The 3,884-nt window shown below is 71.1% G+C and carries 2 protein-coding genes and 2 pseudogenes; all 4 read right to left on the minus strand.

Going from position 1 to position 3,884, the window contains the following annotated elements:
- A pseudogene (locus tag LzC2_RS20595) lies at positions 1 to 807 on the minus strand (hypothetical protein); the annotation flags it as partial.
- A gap of 21 nt (positions 808 to 828) precedes the next feature.
- Positions 829 to 1,473: a V-type ATP synthase subunit D gene (locus tag LzC2_RS20600; RefSeq protein WP_171189909.1), complete on the minus strand. Its 645-nt coding sequence runs from the start codon at positions 1,471 to 1,473 to the stop codon at positions 829 to 831.
- A complete protein-coding gene (locus LzC2_RS20605; RefSeq protein ID WP_171189910.1) occupies positions 1,470 to 2,900 on the minus strand; it encodes a V-type ATP synthase subunit B in 1,431 nt (476 codons plus the stop codon). The genes LzC2_RS20600 and LzC2_RS20605 overlap by 4 nt, the downstream gene beginning before the upstream one ends.
- 288 nt (positions 2,901 to 3,188) lie before the next feature.
- Positions 3,189 to 3,884: pseudogene (locus tag LzC2_RS20610) on the minus strand (hypothetical protein); the annotation flags it as partial.

The raw sequence follows: 3,884 nt of genomic DNA on the forward strand, positions 1-3,884 counted from the left end.
GCCCCGCAACGCGAACACGTCGTCGTCGGCCCACGCCGCCGCCGCGGCCGCCGCCCGGGCGACGTCGTCGTCGGCCCGGTCCAGTTCCAGCCGCAGCGGATCGGACCAGCGCGTCTGCGACACCCGCCGCCAGTGCGTCTCGTCCAGCTCCCGTTCGACGATCGCCAGCCGGTCCCGCAGTTGCGACAGCGAGCGGGGGTCCAAGTCCACGTTGCGAAACGGGATCGCCTCCGGCGCCCGGTCCGCCGCCCCCGGTTCCCCGGACGACGGGGCGACCGCGACGACGTAGGCGAACTGCCGGTCCCGCCGGACGATCTCCCAGACCCCGTCCCCCCACGCCCCGGCGCCCGGCAGTTCGTCCGTCCGCTTGATCGGAACGAGATAGAACCACAGCCGGTTCGCCCCGAGGGCGCCCTCCGGCGGACGTTCGAAGTCGCCCCACGGCTGCAGGGCGGCGATCTTTTCCTGCAAGTCGTCCCGCTCGTCGGACAACGCCTCCTGGGCGTGCTTCGTCGCCAGCGCCGCGGCCGTGACCGCCTCCCGGTCGAACGTCCCGTCCCGGGGGGATCCGCCGCCGGGCGAGGGCGGCCGGTGAATCGGGCAGGCGTCGAGGTAGCGGAGGGCCTCGCGGGTCTCCTGACTGACCGGCGGCGCCGTCCGTCCCGCCGCCGCGCCGGAAGTCGCGGCCGGCGCCGCGCCCAGGGGCACCAGATGCAGACAGCCCAATTCCTGCAGACCGAGAATCGTCTCGGACTTCTGCGAGGCGGGACCGAAGACGGTCAGCTTATCGAGGGGAACGATGGCCATGGCGAACGGGGACGCGGCCCCTCAGCTCCCCGCCCCGCGGGCCGACGCCGTCCGGTCTCCGCGGGTCGACGCCGCCCGCTTCCGCTTGGCCAGCTTGGACCGCACCACGGCCGCCCGGTCCTGATCGGACAGGGCGATGCGGATGCGGCCGATGTTCTCCGCGGCGGTCGGGATCAGCACCTTCTCGAACAGATTGACCCGCTGGGCGATCTTCCGCGACGCGGCCTCCAAGGCGCGTTCGCGGGCCGCGGCTACCTGACGCCGCACCCGCAGGCGGGCCAGGGCTTCGAGGTTCTCCACGACGGCGTCGACCCAGAACGGCAGGGCGAGCGTGGAGTAGGCGACCCGCTCGAACTCGACCGCCTCCACCGTCGGCACGCGGACGCCGACGACGTTCTCCTCGCCCAGCGACACCTCCCGCACCCGGACGAGTCGGGCGAGGTCCCGCGTCGGGATCGTCGATCCGCCCAGCAGCGAGAGCAGGGGTTCGGAATGCGCGTCGAGGGCCGCGATCTCCGCGTCCGCCTCGGCGAGATCCCGCTGGGCCGTCCGCCACGCCGCCAGCAGTTGCTGGCGCTTCAGTTCCAGCGACGGCAGATAGCGGCGGTACAGCGCGAGCTTGTCCCGCTGCTGCTTGAGCGCGTTTTTGTTCAGGGCGACCTTCACGCCGCCCCCCCGCGCGGTTCGCGTTCGGTCGCCGCGCCGCCGGCGACCGACTCGTCCGTCGTCAATTCGTCGGCCGCCGATTCGTCCGCCGCCGGGCCCGCGGCGGCCCCGTCCGTCGCCGGATAATATTTGTCGACGAGTTCCTGCTTCATCAACAACTCGTCCGGCTCGAAGCACTCGGCGAGCGTCGTCCAGCACAGATCGAGCGCCTCGGCGAACGGCACGGAGACGCCGACGTCCATGAACCGCTCTTTAAACAGCTCGCCGAACTTCAAAAGCTTGTGATCCCGCTCGGAGAGTTCGAAGGCCATCGCCTGCTTCTGCTGGGCGTCCTTCGCCCCGGAGTACAGGCGGATCATCGTGTTCATCAGCTGGCCGTGGTCCTCGCGGGTCGTCTTGCCGACGACCTGCTGCTTGAGGCGGGACAGCGAGCCGAACGGGTCGAGCACGCCGTCGTGCAGATAGAACTGCCCCTCGGTGATATAGCCGGTGTTGTCCGGCACGGGGTGGGTGACGTCGTCGCCCGGCATCGTCGTCACGGTCAACGCCGTCACGGAGCCGGCGCCGTCGTAGTCGCAGGCCCGTTCGTAGCGGACGGCGAGCTGGCTATACAGATCGCCCATATAGCCGCGGGTGGCCGGGACCCGCTCCATCGACGTGCCGACCTCCTTGAGGGCGTCCGCGTAGGCGGTCATATCCGTCAGCAGGACGAGGACGCGTTTGTTCTGCTCGACGGCGAACCGCTCCGCGACCTTCAGCGCCATATCCGGGACCAGCATCCGCTCCACGATCGGGTCGGACGCCTGATTGACGAACATCACCGTCCGCGAGAACACGCCCTCGTCCTCGAAGGTCGTGCGGAAGAAGTGGTAATCGTCGAAGACCAGCCCCATGCCGCCGAACACGACGATTTCGGCGTCCGCCTGAATCCCGATCCGGGCGAGCAGCGGGTTATACAGCTCGCCGGCGACCGAGAAGATCGGGATCTTCTGGCTTTCGACCAGGCAGTTGAAGACGTCGATCATCGGGATGCCGGTCTCGATCATCCGGCTGGGGACGACCCGCTTGACCGGGTTGACCGACGGCCCGCCGATCTCGACGCGGCGATCCCCCCGCAGCGACGGCCCGCCGTCGATCGGCCGACCGGCCCCGTCGAACACCCGGCCGAGGATATTGTCCGAGAAAGTCACCTCCGACCCCCGCCCCGTGAACCGCACGCGGGCGCCGGTGGACAGCCCCTTGCCGCCGGCGAACACCTGCAGGGAGACCTCGTCGTCGGCGATCTTGACCACCTGGGCCAGCGACGGTTCGTCCTCCCCGTTCTCCACCAGGGCGAGGTCATTCAGCCCGACCCCGTCGGCCCGCACCGTCAACACGTCGCCGTTGATGGCGAGGATGCGGGTGAAGTATGTGACGTCTTGAATCATTCGCCCGCCGACGCCTCGGGAACCTGAGAGGTGGAGGTACCGCGAACGACGACCGCGAGCCGACCGGCGGGACCGTAGCGACGAAAGAAATCGGATGCAATCGCTCGAACCCCGCTCCCCCCTCGCCTCCCGCGGGCGCCCGGACTTTCCGACCCGCGACGCGACGGCCGCCGCCGGGCAGGCGACGTCTGAGGCGTGACGAGCAAAAAGCGCCGCCGAAGTCGCGCGGACCGGCTTCAGGCCCCGAGCGGTTCGTCCGCGTCGGCGCGGATCGCGACCGCGACGCCGTCAGGCCGTTCGGACCGGCGATTCCCGGGGAGCGTTCCGGGAGGCGTGCGAGGCGACGGATCGCACTTGGGAGAGCGTCTCCGCCAGGGTCGCGCCGACGCGGTCGGTGCCGGCTTCGGCGAGTCGGTCGCGGAGGCGAGCCGTCGACTTGCCGCCCCAAAGACCCACCACGATCGGCACGGCGGGCGCTGCCAGCCGCAGCCGCCGGGTCCAGGACCGGGCGTGCGTACCGGCGCCCGGCGGCAGCGCCGCCACGACGACCACGTGCGACGTCGCTGCGGCCCTTTCCGCCACTTCGCTCACCAGCGTGTCCTCGGACAGCGCCTCGACGTCCCACCCGCGGGCCGCGAGCAATTGTGCGAGAGCCTCGCCGCCGATCTCGTCCGCTTCGTCGCGGGCGGGGACGATCAACACCTTCGGCGCCCGCGTTCGTTCGGCGCGATCGAGCGGGGCGCGTGCGCCGCCGCCCGTCCCCGGCAGGCCCTCGCCGGCCGTCGCTTCGCTCGCGGCCCGGAAGGCGAGTTCGTCGATCAGGTCGCGGATCTCCGTTCGCACGAACCGGCCGTGCAACTCGTCGAGCGTGCCCCCGTGCCGGTCCCGCTCCGCCAGCGTCAGGGCCGGCAGCAGGACCGCATCGTAGAACTCCGCCGCCGTCTGCGCCCGCCCATCCGGCGCCGACGCCTCGCCGCCCGACGC

It is taken from the genome of Alienimonas chondri (assembly GCF_013036045.1).
GTDB lineage: Bacteria > Planctomycetota > Planctomycetia > Planctomycetales > Planctomycetaceae > Alienimonas > Alienimonas chondri.